22 protein-coding genes are annotated in these 18854 nt (G+C 57.3%); 17 read left to right on the top strand and 5 right to left on the bottom strand.

Annotated features, from left to right (window positions below; all coding sequences use genetic code 11):
* The first annotated feature begins 87 nt into the window (after window positions 1-87).
* The 11 genes from BT125_RS27500 (at window position 88) to BT125_RS27450 (ending at window position 10617) form a co-directional block, all read left to right on the top strand.
* The gene (locus tag BT125_RS27500; RefSeq protein ID WP_072412251.1) at window positions 88-702 is read left to right on the top strand and encodes a GAD-like domain-containing protein; all 615 of its coding nucleotides are present in this window, start codon (window positions 88-90) and stop codon (window positions 700-702) included.
* Between the two features lie 53 nt (window positions 703-755).
* Entirely contained in the window at window positions 756-1625 is an 870-nt protein-coding gene (locus BT125_RS27495; RefSeq protein ID WP_072412249.1) for a hypothetical protein, read from the top strand.
* 51 nt (window positions 1626-1676) lie between these two features.
* Window positions 1677-2273: an imm11 family protein gene (locus BT125_RS27490; protein WP_072412247.1), complete on the top strand. Its 597-nt coding sequence runs from the start codon at window positions 1677-1679 to the stop codon at window positions 2271-2273.
* Window positions 2274-2381: 108 nt separating this feature from the next.
* Entirely contained in the window at window positions 2382-2828 is a 447-nt protein-coding gene (locus tag BT125_RS27485) for a hypothetical protein (RefSeq protein ID WP_072412245.1), read from the top strand.
* 154 nt (window positions 2829-2982) lie between these two features.
* Entirely contained in the window at window positions 2983-3339 is a 357-nt protein-coding gene (locus BT125_RS27480) for a hypothetical protein (protein ID WP_072412243.1), read from the top strand.
* Window positions 3340-3390: 51 nt separating this feature from the next.
* A complete protein-coding gene (locus BT125_RS27475) occupies window positions 3391-4011 on the top strand; it encodes a hypothetical protein (RefSeq protein WP_072412241.1) in 621 nt (206 codons plus the stop codon).
* 427 nt (window positions 4012-4438) lie between these two features.
* Window positions 4439-4765, top strand: coding sequence for a DUF6124 family protein (locus tag BT125_RS27470; RefSeq protein WP_222840032.1), 327 nt, complete (start codon window positions 4439-4441; stop codon window positions 4763-4765).
* 545 nt (window positions 4766-5310) lie between these two features.
* Entirely contained in the window at window positions 5311-6918 is a 1608-nt protein-coding gene (locus BT125_RS27465; protein ID WP_072412240.1) for a tetratricopeptide repeat-containing response regulator, read from the top strand.
* Window positions 6911-7603, top strand: coding sequence for a sensor histidine kinase (locus BT125_RS27460; protein WP_060741029.1), 693 nt, complete (start codon window positions 6911-6913; stop codon window positions 7601-7603). Before BT125_RS27465 ends, BT125_RS27460 begins: the two co-directional genes overlap by 8 nt.
* 340 nt (window positions 7604-7943) lie before the next feature.
* On the top strand, window positions 7944-9185 hold the full coding sequence (locus BT125_RS27455; protein WP_170866879.1) for a glutamine synthetase family protein: 1242 nt from the start codon (window positions 7944-7946) through the stop codon (window positions 9183-9185).
* Between the two features lie 70 nt (window positions 9186-9255).
* Complete coding sequence (locus BT125_RS27450; RefSeq protein ID WP_072412236.1) at window positions 9256-10617, top strand: MFS transporter; 1362 nt, start codon at window positions 9256-9258, stop codon at window positions 10615-10617.
* A 63-nt stretch (window positions 10618-10680) separates the two neighbouring features.
* Here the strand turns inward: BT125_RS27450 and BT125_RS27445 are convergent, their stop codons facing one another.
* From BT125_RS27445 to flgA, 4 genes are all read right to left on the bottom strand, one after another.
* Window positions 10681-11427 (bottom strand): flagellar brake protein, encoded by a 747-nt coding sequence (locus tag BT125_RS27445; RefSeq protein WP_072412234.1) that lies wholly within the window; start codon window positions 11425-11427, stop codon window positions 10681-10683.
* 92 nt (window positions 11428-11519) lie between these two features.
* Entirely contained in the window at window positions 11520-11987 is a 468-nt protein-coding gene (locus BT125_RS27440; protein ID WP_072412232.1) for a flagella synthesis protein FlgN, read from the bottom strand.
* A gap of 47 nt (window positions 11988-12034) precedes the next feature.
* Complete coding sequence (gene flgM / locus BT125_RS27435; protein WP_072412230.1) at window positions 12035-12352, bottom strand: flagellar biosynthesis anti-sigma factor FlgM; 318 nt, start codon at window positions 12350-12352, stop codon at window positions 12035-12037.
* Between the two features lie 172 nt (window positions 12353-12524).
* Window positions 12525-13289: a flagellar basal body P-ring formation chaperone FlgA gene (gene flgA / locus BT125_RS27430; RefSeq protein WP_072412228.1), complete on the bottom strand. Its 765-nt coding sequence runs from the start codon at window positions 13287-13289 to the stop codon at window positions 12525-12527.
* Between the two features lie 78 nt (window positions 13290-13367).
* On the opposite strand from flgA, the gene BT125_RS27425 reads away from it, so the two are divergent.
* The 6 genes from BT125_RS27425 (at window position 13368) to flgE (ending at window position 18446) form a co-directional block, all read left to right on the top strand.
* Window positions 13368-14294: a chemotaxis protein CheV gene (locus BT125_RS27425; RefSeq protein ID WP_060741036.1), complete on the top strand. Its 927-nt coding sequence runs from the start codon at window positions 13368-13370 to the stop codon at window positions 14292-14294.
* A 58-nt stretch (window positions 14295-14352) separates the two neighbouring features.
* Complete coding sequence (cheR, locus tag BT125_RS27420; protein ID WP_063324730.1) at window positions 14353-15180, top strand: protein-glutamate O-methyltransferase CheR; 828 nt, start codon at window positions 14353-14355, stop codon at window positions 15178-15180.
* A 346-nt stretch (window positions 15181-15526) separates the two neighbouring features.
* Complete coding sequence (gene flgB / locus BT125_RS27415; protein WP_060741037.1) at window positions 15527-15934, top strand: flagellar basal body rod protein FlgB; 408 nt, start codon at window positions 15527-15529, stop codon at window positions 15932-15934.
* 3 nt (window positions 15935-15937) lie between these two features.
* Window positions 15938-16381, top strand: coding sequence for a flagellar basal body rod protein FlgC (gene flgC, locus BT125_RS27410; protein ID WP_060741038.1), 444 nt, complete (start codon window positions 15938-15940; stop codon window positions 16379-16381).
* Window positions 16382-16396: 15 nt separating this feature from the next.
* Window positions 16397-17119, top strand: coding sequence for a flagellar hook assembly protein FlgD (gene flgD / locus BT125_RS27405; RefSeq protein ID WP_072412226.1), 723 nt, complete (start codon window positions 16397-16399; stop codon window positions 17117-17119).
* A gap of 28 nt (window positions 17120-17147) precedes the next feature.
* On the top strand, window positions 17148-18446 hold the full coding sequence (gene flgE / locus BT125_RS27400) for a flagellar hook protein FlgE (protein WP_072412224.1): 1299 nt from the start codon (window positions 17148-17150) through the stop codon (window positions 18444-18446).
* A 140-nt stretch (window positions 18447-18586) separates the two neighbouring features.
* Here the strand turns inward: flgE and BT125_RS27395 are convergent.
* Window positions 18587-18854, bottom strand: a 268-nt coding sequence (locus BT125_RS27395) for an integrase core domain-containing protein (protein WP_139271814.1), incomplete at its 5' end; no start/stop codon positions are given.

The following is an 18854-nucleotide window of genomic DNA, read 5'->3' as shown; positions in this document are numbered from 1 at the left end:
GATAGGAAAGGGGGTAGGTATTATCTAATTGCTCTTAGATAGATCTGTCCCGTTCTTTTCAGAGCTACTCAGAGGAGCGCCGGCAAGTTGAGGGATGAAGATTTCCAGTATTTCATCAGCGTGATGGGAGAGGCCACATCTCATCGACAGGTGTCTGACTCCCAAATTGCGAAGTACCGTAAAGTGCTGCCTGACGCGCTGCTTGACTATTGGCAGGAGGAGGGTTGGTGTGGATATGCCAATGGCCTTTTCTGGACAGTGAACCCGGATGATTATAAACATCTGCTCGATATGTGGCTCGCGGGTACTGAATTTCCACAAATAGATAATTACCACGTTATTGCAAAAAGCGCGTTTGGGACTCTTTATGCTTGGGGGGAGAAATACAATCAGAAAATTGTAGTTTCATGTCCGACGGGGTCTATCGTCGCGTTGATGAATAAGCTGAAAACGCCTAATAAAGATCCGGATCTCGCCCTTCAGACATTTTTCGCTATGTCTGATAAGGAACGTTATGATCTGGAGGATCATCAAGGTGAGTTTCTATTTGAGCGGGCGCTGGAGAAGTTGGGTGCACTTGGCGAGAGTGAGGTCTATGGCTTTGAGCCTGCATTGTTTTTTGGAGGGACGGCTTCGCTGGATCAGTTGGTTAAGTGCAATTTAGAGGTTCACTTAACGATCCTTCGACAGATGCGGTCCTGAGTGAGCACGGTGAGCGGAAGGACGTCGTACTGGTGTAAAAGGAGTGTATCGAAATGGATGAAATCAACGTCCGGCTTGATCGGCACCGTCGTTGGCTTTCCCAGTCGGTAGGCCTGACGGCTCAAGAGCTTGGCTATATCGATGAGGATCTTGCCAGCGACTCATTAAACGGATTGAACAATGTGGCTGACTCGTTGGGGATTCTGGCGACATATTACGGCATTCGGGGCGAAGTCGCGGTCAGTGATGGAGAGGCTTCTGGTTGGGAAGACGTCTCGCGCTCGATGATGTACCGTTATTGGGCGCTGATGCTCAACGCCAAGACTTTCTCAAAAACGAGTTTTCTTCAAGGCATCAAAACCATCCCCAATTTGACTAACCAATTGAGCATTGCTGGATGCTTGCTGGCCGGATTGATAGTGGCTGATCGTCGAGATCTGGCCGCGTCCGTGGCCGATGTGCTGGCCGGAATGCTGACTATCAATGGCGCCGTGGATTCCAGCTATCTTGAACAGCGTCGATTCGAACCTTTCATGCTCTGGCTTTATTCAGTCTATTCGCAAGGAGAGACGCTTCCAGAGATCAAGTCGATGGATCTGGGGATTTATCAAAACGTGATAGACGAATGGACAGATGAGCAAGGGCTTGCTCATGCACTGCAAGAGCTATGTCAATATCACTTAACCCACGCTGAAGACGCCGGCGGGACCTGGGACCCTGAATTCAAATATGCGCCTTTCGATTTGTTGCCTGTGGAGGTCCACGCGATTTTCCAGGTCCGACAGCAGCTAGGTTTAACTGTTCCGGCGGTGTCGAGCCCTTTATTGTCCGCAGAGACGGCTGCGCTAGAACACCTGGTCATCATTTCTGATCAGCTTGCTGTCCAGGTGGAGACGGCCTACGAGCGTTTCTTCGGGCTTTAGACGCAGGCGCGACCCTTTTTTCAGTTAAGCAACGACACGCGGTGAGCTGAAATGAAGTATTACTTGTTGCGGGAAGATGTGCGGTTTCCTGAACGCTGGTATTTGGGAGATATAAAGCACTGCAACAACTGGCTCTTCATCGACCCCCCTTCTGAGTACATGGAGCCATGTACTTACGCCCTTGAGGTTCGTGAGGAAGGTGTGAGTCTGGATTTTTCCTTGGCTGGCTATGCCTCTGTGCCGGTCTTGAGTGAAAAAGCCAGGGATGCATTGTTGGGCGTTCCCGACGTTGATGAACCGTATATGAATGTCGTGCTCGAGCCTGTGGCGGTTGCAGGCGAGCAAGCTCATGATCGTTACTATGTGATGATTGTCGAGACCCAATTGGATTGCGTAGACGAATCACGCTCCGCTTACAAAAAATATGAGGTCAATGATCCAGTACGACCTGATCGAGCTGGCGAATACAGCGTTTTTCTGAATCTCGTCATTGATCCTGCCAAGGTCCAGGGAAAACATATTTTTCGTATCAAGAAACACTTGGGGGCATTGATCGTTAGCGAGGACGTGAAGCTTCGGCTGGAGCGTGCGGGTCTCAGAGGCATGCTATTGGAGGGGGTGAATGGTGAGGGTGAAGTTATTTGCTGATTGGTTGAGGGATGAAGCCTGACAACATCCTTTGTGGCGAGGGTGCAAGCTCCCTCGCCCGGCTAATGGGTGTCCCTTTTCGGCTTTTCTACCGCCAAAGGTTAAGCAATGATTATGCGTTTAGAGATGGTTCAGAAAAACCTCGTCGAAAAGCTAAAAATTTCCAGTGAAGAGCAGCGACGAAGTGCGGTAAAAGTAGCCTGTGAGCTTGCTTTTCAGGCCTGTCCAGTAGACGTGCCTATTGTTGTCGAATCCCTTAGGCAACTATGTCTTGGTAATAAGCTCACGGCTGAGCAGGTTTCTGGGTTAGATATTTTGGTTGCGCAGTTAGATGAACAGTATTTTGACTTGCAAGATAGCCTGAATGATGGGCAAAACTCAGATGTAAAAGTTCTTCGGTTATTTAGCCAGGCGCGTGTTGTATCAGCGCTGTCCTTGGCCGGTGGAGAGAATTCGCTTATGACAGCGACCGAAGCGATATATGAGGCATCATCAGCTGTTGATGATAGGGTTTATATTTTTAAATCCGTATTTTCGGTTTTGTCAGAATCTTAATGTTAATTGTTAAAGCTGTCTCCTTTTTGCGAGGGGAGCCGGGGACTGCCCACGTTTCTGTACAGTTTTTTAAAGAGAAAACGTGGTCTTTTCCTGTTTTCTTCTTTGAGAAAAATTCTACAGGTGAGGTTGTTGCGCCTCGGAGTGCTTCGTAATGAAGTTGAAAATTGAATTTCCCAAGAATTTGGTTACGGATGAGTTGCTTGGGCAGAAGCGGATTCCCTGTGTATGCAAGATCGCCAGCGAGTTTGAGGTTTTTTTTGCGGAAACTATTCCTGAATCGTCTGGAGTGGTGTTGGGATGGGATCGGAAAGAATTGGAGTTAAGAGCTGTTGCAGGCGCGGGTGGTCAGTATACGCATCATGCTTCTGGTCTGATTACTCTGAAGGATATTGGGGGTGGGGTTTATGAAATAATTGATCTTGAGATGTTTTATAGGAGTTTTGGTTGGTGCGCTATCTTGAGGGACGGTGAATATGCACCACCAGGGGAATTCTGGGGCGAAGAGTAACGGCTGCGAGGATTTATTGCCGCCTTCACCAAAAACTGGCGAGAACTAAACATGAATTCTTTGTTGTCGGACTGGTGTGCCTTCTGTGAAGATAGGGCCGTTTTTGATAAGTCTTACTTTTTGGGATTGTTGAAAACGCACAGTGGCTCCGAGGAGATTCGACGTATATTTAGTTATTTTCCGTCCTCGGAAGAGTTGGTTGATAGAACTGAGCGCGTTCTTGCCTCTGGAGATATGGACTCCTCTCTGTATCTCTTGCCAAGACTTAAAGTTGGAAATGATGAGTTAATTCAGCTAGGTCGGGAGTGGCTCAAGGAGCAAGAAAGAGTATGTGGGGTTCTCGATGACTCCGAAATCCTCAGTATTTGTGAAGAGGCTCGAGTGCTTTTTGTTAATGGCCACGATATGGATCACTGGCTTCAGCAAGATATTCCTCATTATTGGATTTTTGATGAGGTTGGGGATGCGATCAGAGGAAGCCGGGTTTCCGATGCTGAGCAAATTTATGCGCTGTTTGAGGCGCTTTATGGATTGGCTGCGGATTATTATCTTGCTTGGTATATTGGGCGGCCGTTGTTTAAGTTCGATATTGATTTGGAATCCTATTTTAGATTCTGGCGGGCTGGAGGAAGATGTGCTCTCACCGAGAGTGGGTTCTTTGTAACTAACTAGAGCTAGCGTGATTAAGGTAAAGGGGCGGATTTATTTAATTGCTCTGTTCTTAAATAAAATATATTCCTTGCTTTCATATTTCCTTTCTTTCTTTTTTACGAGCGAAACACGACCTTGTCCAGCACTGGCTAAGACACGCCCCCGACGGTTTCGATAGAGAACGAAATATCTTGTATTGGGATGTTTCCCATTGACTTACAGGACATTTCCTAGAACATCCCAAGCCCTTGCGCCTGCCGATTCCGGTGCCTAGTCTTTGTTCGCCGCTGCCAATCCAGCGGTCGGGTTTAGCAGCTCGGAATCACGTTAGGCGCATGGTAACTGCCATTCAGTGCGGGCATTTTATTGCTCGAAGTTTTATGGCTGCTGTGCGCAGGGCATCTTCGGGTGCGCCGGTTTCCTAACGTATCGGTCTGCTAACCTGCGCATGGCTGCCACCCGTTCCCCCGCTGCATCTGGACATCGCGGCCGACGCCAACGCGAACGTGTCATCGATTCCTATCTGAACCCCAAACCTGCCCAGCCTGACAAGAAGTCATCTCCCGACCAGCTATTCACTGTCGTGGAGGGCATCGATGCTGAGAGCCTGCTGGCCAACCTCAGCGAAACCCTGGCTTCTGCCAATGTCATGGCCAATGACTTGGCGTTCGAACTGGAAGGTTCTCGACGGCATTTTGCCTTGGGACTGCAACAGCTGATTGAATTGGGGCAGATGTTGGCAAACCGGGCGCTGGATGTCGTAGACCCCAGATAGGTGCTGAGAAAAGCGGATTTGATCAATGTTGACCGATCAAATCCGTTTTTGGGTAGGAGCGTGCGAGCGAAGCGAGGCTGTGATCTGAACCTGAAAGTTGAATTTCAGGCGAAGATCAAAGGATCGCAGCCTCGCTTCGCTCGACAGCTCCTACAGTCCCTAGCCCAAGAGCTGGCCTTTTACTAAAGGTTGAACCGCCCAACCTTGCTGTTCAAGTTCAAGTTCAAGACCAGGTATAGGTTAACCATGTCCCCGGTCCAACTGTTCTATGCCCGGCAGGTAGCCGATAGGTCTCGGAGCCTGCCCGCACAATCTCTTAACGGAACGCCATTTTCTGCCGATACTCTGATGAGCCCTGGTTTCTCCAGCGTTTCGGCGTGCGGAAACGGCTCGCAATGTGCGTCACGACACAGCCAAACTAAGCGATTGCTGAAATCCCTTGAACGTTGCTGGCTGGTGGCTATCATCTGCGCGCCTCGGGGTTGTGACACGGCGTTTCGTTGTTATGCCATTGGGTTATTTTCTTACTTGCCTGGACATCCTCGATGCTGGCGTACCACCAAAAAAGTTTTCTGATCGTCGATGATTTCTCGGATTTCCGCAGTTCGATCCGGTCCATGCTGCGTGAGCTGGGCGTCAAGGACGTGGACACCGCCGACACCGGTGAAGTGGCGCTGCGCATGTGCTCGCAGAAGCGTTATGACTTCATCTTGCAGGACTATCACCTGGGCGATGGGCGCAAGAATGGCCAGCAGGTGCTGGAAGACCTGATGGTCGAGAAGCTGATCAGCCATGAAAGTGTGTTCCTCATGGTGACCGCCGAGACCAGCCAGGCGATGGTGCTCAGTGCCCTGGAGCATGAGCCGGATGCCTACCTGACCAAGCCGTTCAACCGCTCTGGTCTGGCCCAGCGGCTGGAGCGGCTCGAGCAGCGCAAGACCCTGCTCAAGCCGATCCTGCAGGCCCTCGATCGTGGCAAGCCGATGGAAGTGCTCAATGCCTGCATCGCCTTGTGCAAACAGGACCCGCGCTACGGGCCGTTGTGCCTGCGTTATCGGGCCGATGCGTTGCGCGACCTGAATCAGAACGAGGCCCTGGAGCGGCTGTACAACTCCATCCTGGCAGATCGGCCGTTGCCGTGGGCCTACGCGGGGCTGGGCAAGTTGATGTTCAAGCGCGGCCAGGTGGGGCAGGCCAAGGCCGTTTATGAAAAGGCCCTGAAAGTCTTTCCAATGATGCCGGCGTTGTACGACGGCATGGCCGAAGTGTTGATGGCCGAAGGTGACACCAAGCAGGCGCAGCACGTGCTGGAAGAGGCGGTGCGCCTGTCGCCGCTGGCGGTGCGCCGGCAGTCGTTGCTGGGCAAGTTGGCGATGACCAACGAAGACTACGACACGGCGTCCCGGGCTTATCGCCAGGCAGTCGGGCAGGGCGCGCAGTCGCGCTTCAAGGACCCGGAAAGCAACCTCGGCCTGGCCCACGCGCTGATCAGCAAGGGCAGCGAAAAAGGCCTCGATACTCGCACCCGGCTGGAGATCAACACCACCCTCAGCGCCGTGGCGAAGGAGAACCTCAACGACCCGGGGTTGCAGGTCCGGGCGCGGCTGATGAAGGCCACCAGCCTGTTGCTCAACGATGCCGAAACCGCCGAGAAGCTCACCGAACAGGCCTTGCAACGCCTCGATGGCATGGAGCAGTTCATGAGCGCCGAGGCCGCGTTGCTGGTGGCCAAGCAGTTGCAGATGCTTGGCCAGACCAGCGCCGGGGAGTCGATGCTCAAGAACTGCGCGGAAATCTACGGTGATGACCCGGCGGTGATGCAAGGCATTGCCAAGCTCACCGACGACCCGAACATCCTCAATCAGGGCAATGCCGCCGCCGAGTTGAACCGCGAAGGCGTGCGGGTCTACAAGACCGGCGCATTGCCGGAGGCGCGGGAGCTGTTCCGCCGCGCCCTGAAGATGCAACCGAAGAACATCAGTATTGCCCTGAACATGGCGCAATCGCTGCTGCATGGCACCGACACCAGCGTGGAGTCGGAATTGCTGCAGGAGTGCCGCGACTGCCTGAAACTGGTGGGCATGATGCCCGACTCCGATGCGCGTTTTGCGCGTTATCAAAAACTGCGAAGCAAGGCATTTGGCGATGAATGACAGCGAACAGGCCCTCGACTTTTCCACGGTGATCGCGTCGACCGTGCACGACATGAAAAACTCCCTGACCTTGCTCATGCAGGCACATGGGCAATGGCTCGAACGCCTGCCCGAATCCGAGCGACAGACGTCGGAGCAGGGTGTCATCGAGTTCGAGTTCGCCCACCTCAATGGCCTCATGGTGCAGTTGCTGGGGCTGTACAAGCTCGGCGTCAACCAGTTGCCGTTGCACCCGGCCTACCACGAGCTGGACGATTTCATCGAGGCGCAACTGGCCGGCCATCAGGATGTGTTCCGCAGCCGCGGAATCATGGCCACCTACGATGTCGATCCCCTCAGCCCCTTGGGCTTTTTCGACCGCGAGCTGGTGGCCTCGGTGCTCGACAACTGCATCAACAACGCCATTCGCCATGCGCGCCAGGCGCTGCTGATCAGTGTGAGTGACGAAGCCGGGCAGTTGGTGCTGACCATCAATGACGACGGCGAAGGTTACCCGCCAGAGATGATCGAGCGTCAGGCCGAGTATGTGCAAGGCATCAACCACAGCAGCGGCAGCACCGGGTTGGGCCTGTACTTCGCCGCACGAATCGCCGGGCTGCACCAGCGCGGCGGCGTGAGCGGGCGGACCGAGATTGCCAATGGCGGTGTGTTGGGCGGCGGGGTGTTCCGGCTTTACTTGCCCTGAACAGGCCCTCCATGAGTGTCCCTGGCAACACAAATCCCCTGTGGGAGCGAGCTTGCTCGCGATAGCGGTGCATCAGTCAACTCAATATTGGCTGGGCCGACGCTATCGCGAGCAAGCTCGCTCCCACAGTCGTATTGCATAAGATTTTAATTGCCTCCGGGCGCTTGATATTCCGAACAGCCGGAGCCTATTTTGTACGGGTTGCCGTTCGCGGCTCGCACATAACAAGGATTGCGTCATGACGACCGATGGCCAGCGTTCACTCGCGCAGCGACTGACGGGCATTGATGAGATTGAATGTGTCACGCCGGATTTGAATGGCGTGCCGCGGGGCAAGGTGATGACCGCCGAAGGTTTCCTCGAAGGGCGGCGGTTGCAGTTGGCGCGGGGCGTGCTGCTGCAATGCATCATGGGCGGTTATCCACCGTCGCGTTTCTATGGCAGTGATGATGGCGACCTGGCGCTGGTGGCCGACCCGAAACAGATCCACCGCCTGCCCTGGAGCCAACAGCCTCGTGCCCTGGCGATCTGCGACGCCGACGAACTGACCGGTGAAAGCTCCCGGCTCTCGACGCGCGGCCAGCTCAAGGCTGTTGTCGCGCGCTATGCCGCCCTTGGCCTGGCGCCGGTGGTGGCGACCGAGCTGGAATTCTTCGTATTCGCCCCCAACCCGGACCCGACCCAGCCGTTCCAGCCGCCAATGGGCCTGGATGGACGTCGCGAAGACGGCCACTCGGCGTTCAGCGTCAGCTCCAACAATGGCCTGCGCCCGTTCTTCAGCGAAGTCTATGCCTGCATGGCGGCGCTGGGCTTGCCGCGCGACACCTTCATGCATGAAATGGGCGTGAGCCAGTTCGAGATCAATCTGCTGCACGGCGACCCGCTGCTGCTGGCCGACCAGACTTTCCTGTTCAAGCACCTGCTCAAGGAAGTGGCCCTCAAGCACGGCCTGACCGTGGTCTGCATGGCCAAGCCCCTGGCCCACACGCCGGGCAGTTCGATGCATATCCACCAGAGCGTCGTCGATGCGGACAGCGGCCGCAACGTCTTCAGCGACGACGCGGGCAAGCCGACGGCCGCGTTCCGGCATTTCATCGGGGGGCAACAGGCTTGCCTGGCGGACTTCACCGCGTTGTTCGCGCCGAACGTGAATTCCTACCAGCGACTGTGCCATCCGTTCGCCTCACCGAACAATGCCTGTTGGTCCCACGACAACCGTTCGGCCGGGCTGCGGATTCCCGCCAGTTCGCCAGTGGCCCGACGGGTCGAGAACCGCTTGCCTGGGGCCGATGCCAACCCCTACCTGGCGATTGCCGCCAGCCTGGCCGCCGGGTTGTACGGGATCGAACATCGCCTGGAGCCGAGCGCGGCGATCCAGGGCGAATTCGAAGTGCCGGATAATCTGTCGCTGCCATGTACCTTGCATGCCGCCCTGGAGCGTCTGAAGCGTAGTCATCTGGCGAAGGAACTGTTCGGCACGGAGTTCATCGAAGGCTACATCGCTTCCAAGACCCTGGAGCTGACCAGCTTCTTCGATGAAATCACGCCCTGGGAGCGACGTGTCCTGGCGGCCCAGGCATAAAGAACCGCTGCATTCGGGCTATCTTCAACGGATAGCCCTTACTCACCTCAAGGAGCCGCTCGGAACGCCGATGCGCCAAATCTGGAAACCTTTTCGAGCGCTTTATTTCGCCTCGCTGATGATGTTGATCGGCTCGGGCCTCTTGAGTACTTACCTGGCCTTGCGCCTGGCCGCCGACCATGTGGACAGCCTCTGGGTCGGTGCACTGATGGCCGCCAACTACTTCGGTCTGGTGCTGGGGGGCAAGATCGGCCACCGGCTGATCGCCCGCGTCGGGCACATCCGCGCCTATTCGGCCTGCGCCGGGATCGTCGGGGCAGCGGTGCTGGGCCATGGCCTGGTGGACTGGCTGCCGGCGTGGATCGTGCTACGGATGATTGTTGGCCTGGGCATGATGTGCCAGTACATGGTCATCGAGAGCTGGCTCAATGAGCAGGCCGATGCCAAGCAACGTGGGGTGGTGTTCAGCGGCTACATGATCGCCTCGTACCTGGGGCTGGTGCTGGGGCAACTGATCCTGGTCATGCACCCGGCCCTGGGCTTGGAGCTGCTGATGCTGGTGGCGCTGTGCTTCGCCCTATGTCTGGTGCCGGTAACGCTGACCCGGAGAATTCACCCGGCGGCGCTGCATCCGGCGCCCATGGAGCCGCGTTTCTTTATCAAGCGTGTGCCGCAGTCGTTGAGCACGGTGTTGGGTTCCGGGCTGATCGTCGGCTCGTTCTATGGTTTGGCACCGCTGTACGCCTCCCAGCAGGGCCTCTCGACCGAGCAGGTCGGTCTGTTCATGGGGAGCTGCATCTTTGCCGGACTGTTGGTGCAGTGGCCGCTGGGCTGGCTCTCTGACCGCTACGACCGGGCGCTGCTGATTCGCTGCTTTGCGCTGGTCCTGGCGATTTGTGCGCTGCCGTTGGCGATCCTTCCGGCGGTGCCGCTGGAGGTGCTGTTCGTCGCCGGGTTCTTCTGTTCACTGGTGCAGTTCTGTCTGTATCCCCTGGCGGTGGCGTTTTCCAACGACCACGTCGAAGCGGATCGAAGGGTGTCCCTGACCGCGATGCTATTGGTGACCTATGGCGTTGGCGCCAGTATCGGGCCGTTGGTGGCGGGTGTGCTGATGAAGATGTTCGGAAGCCAGATGCTCTACGGCTTTTTCGCCTTCTTCGCCCTGGTGCTGGTGTGGCGGATCCGGCCGAAAGCGGTGACCAACCTGCATCAGGTCGATGACGCACCGCTGCATCACGTGGCGATGCCGGACAGCATGTCGAGTTCGCCTCTGGTGGCGTGCCTCGATCCGCGGGTGGATGAACAAGTGGTGCAGGAGCAGATGCAGGCACCGGCCAGCCCGGAGATGGAGCCCGAGCCCGACACCGAGACTGTGGCTGAAGCTGACGCCGAGGCGCCTGAGCCCCCCAGCTTTACCCAGGCCAGGCCTTGAAACGGACATAAAAAAACGGGCAGTCACCGCAAGGGACTGCCCGTTTTTTTAATGGCTCGACGATCAGAGGTCGTCTTTATCGAAGCGCCGGGCTTCGCGCTGGAGCTGGTAGACGAACCGCTCGACCTGTCGTTGCACCAGGCCGCTGATGTTGTGGAAGCGTACGCCGGCGAACGTGGTGTTGAATCTTTCTTCGAAATGCAGGTAACGCAGCTCGACCGGGGCGATCATGTTGCCAAACGGCAGGGCCGCGATGAAGCGCTCGTATACCTGGCCCAATTGCAGGCGTTGGGTGATGTCGCCGTCGAAACGCAGCTTGCAACCGGTAGCGGAGATGTCCAGCAGCTTGCCCTCCACGGGAGACTTGAGCTTGTCGCCACCCAGTTCAACGCTCACCAGTTGGGCCAGTTTCAGGGCGGCGCGGAAGGCGTTGCGACGCTGGTGGTAGACCACTTCGTCGGGCAGGGCGCCGCGATAGCAGCGACCGTCGCTGGATTCATCGATGGTCAGTGGGCCCTTGCCATCCCAGGCGATGCGCACGCCGTCATGGAAACCTTCGACGCGAAACGGCTCGCCGGCCAGCAGGAAACGCTCGCCGTCCCGGGGAATCATTTCATCCAGGGCGATGGAGTTGGTCTCGCGGTCGACATTGACCAGATAGCTCTGGAAGCGCTGGGTACGTTCATGGAAGGTAATGATCAGCGGGTCGTGGCTATCTTGCAGCATCCGCAGGTTGCCAGAAATTTCCAGGGGCGTGGTGAGGACCTTGGGGGGCTGCGGAGCGTCATCCGCGTTTGAGGCATTGAACACGGTGGGTCAATCTCCAGGCAAAATACGACTACGAATGGCCGGCATTTTGCCAGCATGTATCGCGCGTTGATAGAGCGAAGGCATTGTTCGGTTCATGCCTGGCTGAGCGGACGGTGCTTGACCATTCGGGCCGTCGAACCGCTGGCGTCATACAGCGTCGGGATCTCGCCGCCGTTGAGAATACGCAACTGGTTGGCGGTGGCGGCCTGCTGCATCTGGATCGACTGGCCGTTGCGGGCGTTGGTCGCCTGGCATTGGGCGAGCAGGTCGTTGAGTACTTTGCTCTGGGACCGCAGCTGATCGCCGAGGGTCGACTGGGCGGCCAACTGCTCAAGGCCGTCATGACTGGCGGGCAGGTTGAGGCTGGCGAGGATCTCGCTGCGCTTGCGGCCATGCTGGTCGAGCAAGATGATCAGTGCCTGTTTCTGTGCCAGGATAGTTTCCAGCAAAGGCATGTCACGACCGTGCAGTGCCACGGATTCGGCCTGCAATAGCTCCAGCAGTTGTTGCGCTGGAACGAAGTCGTCGATGATCAGTTGCAATAAATGAGTGTCGTGCATGGCTGGCCTTGGGTCTTAGCGTCCAAAAGCCTGGCGCAGGCGGCGGCCTAGCGCTGGGCTTCGAAGTTGAGCAGTTTGCTGGCTACGCGGTTGCTGTCGACTTTGTAGCTGCCATCGGCGATGGCTGCTTTCAACTCGGCCACACGGGCGTTGTCGACGACAGGTTGATCGCGCAGCTTGTCAGTGAGCTTCTGCAACTGCTGAGCCTCATTGCTGAGGTGTACCGACTCCCCGTTGCTGACCTTTTCGGCTGGCGTGGACACCGGCGCGGATTTGTCGGATTCGACGGTTTCCTTGGCGGCGCTGGTACGCGTAGTGCCTGTCAGCGGTGAAGAGCTGTTTAAACGATTGAAATCGATGACCATGGTAAAAAACCTCTGGGTATTTGGACGCTTGCCATGTTTTCGGCCATTCCCAAAAAAACTTTAGGCTCATTTATTCAATGAACGTGCGCACGTCTGCGCTTGCCCTTGCGTAAGGCACAGTCTAGGGAACACCGGGATCAAGCGCCAGCTTTCTACCTCCTCTACCGGGTCATTACATCGCCACTTCCACTTGGCCTGGAGCCATCACTTGCGCCTTGATGACGCGCTGGGAATTGAGGTTTTTTACCCGTATCTGTTCACGCATGCCGCCGTTGGACAGGGCCTCGCCGGGCATCCGCACGGCCAGTGAGCCGCTGCGAGCGGTGATGACCACCTGGTCGCCCTTGCGGACCACCTCGGCCTGTTCCAAATGCACCAGCGTCACGACCTGGTCGGCGACCATTGGTCGGACAAGTTTCTGCCCGATGGCCTGATCGACAGAGGTCAGGAAGCCTTGGGTGATCTGGCTGATGTCCCGTTCGCGCAACATCACGTCCTGGGGCTCGACGATCCCGGCTCGCTTGAGCGGACGCGTGGTGGTGACAATTTCCCGGAACAGGCGCACTTGAGCGGGCACGAACACCGTCCAGGGCGCGGCGCTGTCGCAACGAACCTTCACCGTGACGCGGCCCAGGGGCCGGGCCGGGCTCTCCAGCGAAGCAGTCAATTCCTTGTCACACATGGGCATGCGCAAGCGCGGGTCGAGCTGGTTGACTTCGATTTCGTAACGACCTTCGGTTTGACTGGTTGCCAGGTAGTCTTCTACGGTGAATTCAAGAAAGCCCTGAGTGACGCCGATAAGGAGATCAGGCAAGGTAACCGGAGCCGCCGCAAGGGCAGGACCGCCCGAAGTGAACAGGCAGGCAGCCAGCAGTGCACCGAGCCAGTGGCGGCAGTGAGTGGTCAGGCGTCGAGAAAATGTCGTTTGTGCGTTCATGCCGGTTCAATAGCAAGCCCCGTGCCGTTTAGTGATGAATGCGCGTCGGACACTTTAGCGTTAGGTAGGAGTCAGGGCATGGCGGGAGTAATGGATTCGGTGAACCAGCGCACTCAGCTGGTCGGTCAGAATCGCCTGGAGCTGTTGTTGTTCCGTCTCGACGGCCAACAAATGTACGGGATCAACGTATTCAAGGTCCGCGAGGTGCTGCAATGCCCCAAGCTGACCCTGATGCCCAAGTCCAGCCCCGTCGTGTGCGGTGTGGCCAATATCCGGGGTGCGACCATCCCGATTCTCGACCTGGCGATGGCGACCGGTTCCGGTCGGTTGCTGGACCAGAGCAATCCGTTCGTGATCATCACCGAGTACAACACCAAGACCCAGGGGTTCCTGGTGCGCTCGGTGGAGCGCATCGTCAACATGAACTGGGAAGAGATCCATCCGCCGCCCAAGGGCACCGGCCGCGATCACTACCTGACGGCTGTGACCCGGGTCGATAATCAGTTGGTGGAAATCATCGACGTGGAGAAGATCCTCGCCGAAGTGGCGCCCACGCCGGAAGCGATTTCTGCGGGTGTGGTGGACGCCGAGACCCAGCACAAGGCGATTTCGCTGCGGGTGCTGACCGTCGATGATTCGTCGGTGGCGCGTAAGCAGGTGACCCGTTGCCTGCAAACGGTCGGGGTGGAAGTGGTGGCGTTGAACGATGGGCGGCAGGCGCTGGATTACCTGCGTGCGCTGGTCGACGAGGGCAAGAAGCCCGAAGAGGAGTTCCTGATGATGATCTCCGACATCGAGATGCCGGAGATGGACGGGTACACCCTGACCTCGGAAATTCGCAGCGATCCGCGCATGCAAAAGCTGCACATCATCTTGCATACTTCGTTGTCCGGGGTTTTCAACCAGGCGATGGTCAAGAAGGTCGGTGCCGACGATTTCCTGGCGAAATTCCGTCCCGATGACCTGGCGTCCCGGGTGGTCGATCGGATCAAGGCAGCAGAATAAAGTAAAGGTCGGGCGCGTTGTGCGCCCGGCAAGTCAACACGATGAAAGAGGCGGTATCTTGTCTACGGGTAATTTGGATTTCGAACAGTTCCGGGTCTTCCTGGAAAAAGCCTGTGGCATCTTGCTTGGTGAAAACAAGCAATACCTGGTGTCGAGCCGTCTCAATAAATTGATGGAGCAACAGGGCCTCAAGTCATTGGGCGAGCTTGTGCAGCGTATCCAGACCCAACCGCGCAGCGGCTTGCGCGAGATGGTGGTGGACGCCATGACCACCAACGAAACCCTGTGGTTTCGGGACACCTATCCGTTCGAGGTGCTGAAGAACAAAGTGCTGCCGGCTGCCATCAAGGCCAGCCCGGGCCAGCGCCTGCGGATCTGGTCGGCGGCCTGTTCGTCGGGGCAGGAACCCTATTCGCTGTCGATGTCCATCGATGAGTTCGAACGCTCCAACCTGGGCCAGTTGAAAGGCGGCGTGCAGATCGTCGCCACCGACCTGTCCGGGACCATGCTCAATAACTGCAAGACTGGCGAGTACGACAGTCTGGCCATCGGCCGTGGTTTGTCGCCGGACCGCCTGCAACGCTATTTCGACCCGAAAGGGCCGGGCAAGTGGGTGGTCAAGGCACCGATCAAGAGCCGGGTGGAGTTCCGCTCGTTCAACCTGCTGGACAGCTACGCCAGCCTGGGCAAGTTCGACATCGTGTTTTGCCGCAACGTGCTGATCTATTTCTCCGCCGAAGTGAAGAAAGACATCCTGCTGCGCATCCACGGCACGCTCAAGCCGGGCGGCTATCTGTTCCTTGGCGCCTCCGAGGCGTTGAACGGTTTGCCGGATCATTACCAGATGGTGCAGTGCAGCCCGGGGATTATTTACCAGGCGAAGTGATTGGCCTGGATTGTCAAAAAAAAGCGGGGGTCCCAAGGGGCTCCTTTTTTTTTGCCAGCCGGGACCATCTCCTGTGGGAGCGAGCTTGCTCGCGATAGCGGCGGCACATTCAAAATCCATGTCGCTGACAGACCGCTATCGCGAGCAAGCTCGCTCCCACATTTTGACTCGCGTCGCCTGATGAAAGCGGCAGAAAAGCGGCAGGTAAGCGGAAACCCGTTGCCGCTTTTCTGGCATTGCCGCTTTGCCGGTGCCCGCAAAGCCCCGGTTTATGGGGATTTTGGAAGTGGCACGGCGCTTGCTTTAGCCGTCGTACGAACATTCTGGTCACCCAAAGGTTTCCGACATGAGCATCAGCTTCGATAAAGCGCTCGGTATCCACGAACAGGCCCTGAGCTTCCGCGCCCAGCGTGCCGAAGTCCTGGCCAACAACATCGCCAACGCCGACACCCCGAACTACAAGGCGCGGGACCTGGACTTTTCCAAGGTGCTCGCCGAGCAGAACGATAAGGCCAAGAATGGCCACTTCGCCTTGAACATGACCAACAACCGTCATATCGAAGCCGAAGGCCTGGGTAATGGCGACGAGTCGCTGATGTATCGCACGCCGATGCAACCGTCGATCGACCAGAACACCGTGGACGCTCAACTGGAACAGTCCAACTACGCGGAAAACTCCGTGAACTTCCAGGCCAGCTTCACCCTGCTCAACAGTAAGTTCAAAGGGCTGATATCGGCCCTGCGCGGAGAGTAAGCCATGTCGATTGCTAGCGTATTCAACATTGCCGGCAGTGCCATGAGTGCCCAGACCACTCGCCTGAACACCGTCGCCAGTAACATCGCCAACGCCGAGACCGTTTCGTCGAGCATCGACCAGACCTACCGCGCCCGCCACCCGGTGTTCGCCACCATGTTCCAGGGCGGCCAGTCCGGCGGCAGCGACTCGCTGTTCCAGGACCAGGAAGCGGCCGGGCAGGGCGTACAGGTGCTTGGTGTGGTCGAAGACCAGAGCAACCTCGAAGCACGTTATGAGCCAAACCATCCGGCTGCGGACGCCAAGGGTTATGTCTACTACCCGAACGTCAACGTCGTCGAAGAAATGGCCGACATGATTTCCGCCAGTCGTTCGTTCCAGACCAACGCCGAAATGATGAATACCGCCAAAGCCATGATGCAGAAGGTCCTGACCCTCGGTCAGTGATAAGGGGCGAGTCACATGAGCGTTACCAACACTACAAGCGGTTTGAGCCTCAACGAGATTCTGGCCAACTCCTCGGTCAAGACCAACAACACCTCCGATGGTCTTGGGGGCGCGGCCCAGGCGGCGACCGGCAACAAAGAGCTGGGCAAGGATGCGTTCCTGCAACTGCTCGTTACCCAGCTGAAAAACCAGAATCCGCTGGAGCCACAGGACAACGGCGAGTTCGTTGCCCAGTTGGCGCAGTTCAGCAGCCTGGAAGGTATCACCACCCTCAACGAGACGGTGAGCGGCATCGCCGGCAACTACAACTCGTCCCAGGCCTTGCAGGCCTCGTCGCTGGTGGGCCGCTCGGTCATTGCCCCGGGTGACAAGGCAGTGGTCGATACCTCCAAGAGCCTCAACGGTACGGTCGTGGTGCCAACGTCGGTGTCCTCCGTCGCGGTCAAGATCGTGGACAAGGACGGCAAGACCGTTCGCACCATTGACCTCGGTAGCCAGAACGCCGGCAACTCGGCCTTCATCTGGGATGGCAAGAACGATGCGGGCACGGTCGTTGAGTCGGGCACTTACACCTTCGCTGCTTCGACCACCATCGACGGCAAGGCCACGTCGCTGATCACCAATCTGCCGGCCACGGTCAGTAGCGTGACCATCAGCCAGACGGGCGGTGAGCTGATGCTCAACCTGGCCGGGCTGGGCAGCATTGCCCTGTCCAAAGTACAAACTATTGGTATGTAGAGCCGACTAACCGGCAAAAGGAGTCAACATGTCTTTTAACATCGGCCTTAGCGGTCTCTATGCAGCCAACAAACAGCTGGACGTGACCGGCAACAACATCGCCAACGTGGCGACCACCGGTTTCAAATCGTCCCGCGCGGAATTCGAAGACGTTTACTCGGCCACCAAGCTGGGTTCGGGCAGCAAGACCGTCGGCAACGGCGTGCGCCTGGCCAACGTTTCCCAGCAGTTCGGCCAGGGTGACGTCAACAACACCGGCAACGTGCTGGACATGGGCATCCAGGGCCAGGGCTTCTTTGTCTTGAGCAACGACGGCTCCCTGAGCTACACCCGTGCCGGTACGTTCAAGACCGACAAGGAAGGTTTCATCACCAACAGCGATGGTACTGCGCGCCTGCAGGGCTATGGCGTGGATGCCAACGGCAAGATCCAGAACGGTATCCTGACCGACCTGCGCATCGACACCTCGAACCTGCCGCCGACTGCCACCAGCCTGGTGTCCTCGACGATCAACCTGAACTCGACGGCCACGCCGATCACCGCCGCGTTCAATCCGGCCGACACGGCCACGTTCACCAAGCAATTCACCACCCCGGTCTACGACACCCAGGGCAACCAGCATTCAATGGACCAGTACATGGTCAAGACTTCCGGTAACACCTGGAATGTCTATACCTTGATCGATGGTCGTAACCTGAACGGCACCTTACCGACCACGACCGGTGCGACCGCGCCGATCCCTTCGACCATGAACTTCGATTCGAGCGGCAAGTTGACCACGGTCACCACTCCGCCAGCGACGGTCAATAGTGATCTGGTACTGACCGGTTGGGTTCCCGGCACCGTGACCAACGGTGTATGGACCGCCAACGGCGCCGCCAGCGCGCCGACCATCACGATCTCCATGGGCAACACCACCCAGTTCAATGCCGACACCGCACGGTCGATCCCAACCCAGAACGGTTACGCCACGGGCCAGATCACCAACCTGACCATCGACGGCAGCGGTGTACTGTTGGCCAACTTCAGCAACAACCAGACCAAGCCGATCGGCCAGCTCGCGCTCGCCAGCTTCACCAACGAGCAAGGCCTGCAGCCGGTAGGCGGCACCAGTTGGAAGGAAACCTTCGCCTCGGGCATTCCGGGCTACGACGCTCCACAAACGGGTACCCTGGGTTCGATCGTCTCCAACTCCCTGGAAGAGTCCAACGTCAACCTGACCAACGAACTGGTCGAGCTGATCAAGGCCCAGAGCAACTACCAGGCGAACGCCAAGACTATCTCCACCCAGAGCACCATCATGCAGACCATCATTCAGATGGCCTGATGTCGAGGGTTGCTTGACGGCTGTACAAGGAGCCCCTCACAAGAGGGGCTTTTTTATGGGCGCAGGTTTTGTTGTGCCTGGTCCGGCCTCATCGCGAGCAAGCTGAACTGGTCAACTAATTTTGGACACCAGTTACGGTTTCATGCCGCCAGTTTCTCCATAGCTACAGGCGACCGGTAGTCGTTGTAGCTATGGAGTCTGACGTTGTTGTAACGCATCACATAACGCTGCACATCCACACGAGCTTCATGCTCCGAGCTGTAGCCATCTTCTGGTACCCACTCTGACTTCAGGCTCCCAAAGAAACGCTCCATCGGGGCGTTGTCCCAGCACTCACCTTTGCGACTCATGCTTTGCAGGAGTCCATGCTTACGCATTTCATTCCTGAATTTGTGGCTGGTGTATTGG

This window comes from Pseudomonas sp. NFACC04-2 (assembly GCF_900119265.1).
In the GTDB taxonomy this organism is placed as follows: domain Bacteria; phylum Pseudomonadota; class Gammaproteobacteria; order Pseudomonadales; family Pseudomonadaceae; genus Aquipseudomonas; species Aquipseudomonas fluorescens_AA.
This window is presented reverse-complemented; position numbering and strand designations above follow the sequence as displayed.